A 596-nucleotide genomic window follows, 5' to 3' on the forward strand; every position below is an offset into this window, starting at 1 on the left:
CATGCCAATTCGGGCCAAGGGACCATTCCGACCCCGATTACCATGGAAGAGCTCGAAGACATGCTGCTCGACTTCGGCATCATGAAGAGCGACGAGCAGATGCTGGCCGAACTACAGGCCAAGGAGTCAGCGGTGGTTGCGGCTCAATAACTGCCGCTGTCGACAGGACACGCTGGCCCTTGCGCCAGCGCGTCCTTCCAAGAAAGCCGCTTCGGCGACGACGACCTAACCCGAACCTTGAAAGGGGGCAGGGGCCCATGAGCCTTGATTACGAGAATGACAGCGTTTTGCATGAACAGCTCATTGCGGAAGTATTAGCGCAATATCCAGACAAGGCGGCGAAGCGCCGCAAGAAGCACCTCAGCGTCGCAACGAGCGGCGACGAGCCTGGCGATGAGCCGAAGGCCCTTTCCGAATGCGACGTCAAATCGAACATCAAGTCCATTCCGGGCGTGATGACGATCCGCGGCTGCGCCTATGCCGGTTCCAAAGGCGTGGTATGGGGGCCGGTCAAGGACATGGTCCACATCTCGCACGGGCCGGTCGGTTGCGGTCATTATTCCTGGTCGCAACGCCGCAACTACTACGTCGGCCTG

Annotated in this window: 1 protein-coding gene and 1 pseudogene; both read left to right on the forward strand. The window is 59.7% G+C overall.

Going from position 1 to position 596, the window contains the following annotated elements; genetic code table 11:
- Positions 1-150, forward strand: a pseudogene (nifH, locus tag MOV76_RS39385) (nitrogenase reductase); the annotation flags it as partial.
- A gap of 107 nt (positions 151-257) precedes the next feature.
- The coding region (locus tag MOV76_RS39390) for a nitrogenase component 1 (protein ID WP_275245467.1) at positions 258-596 on the forward strand (339 nt) is incomplete at its 3' end.

The organism is Rhizobium sp. PRIMUS64, from assembly GCF_023006465.1.
Lineage (GTDB): Bacteria > Pseudomonadota > Alphaproteobacteria > Rhizobiales > Rhizobiaceae > Rhizobium > Rhizobium leguminosarum.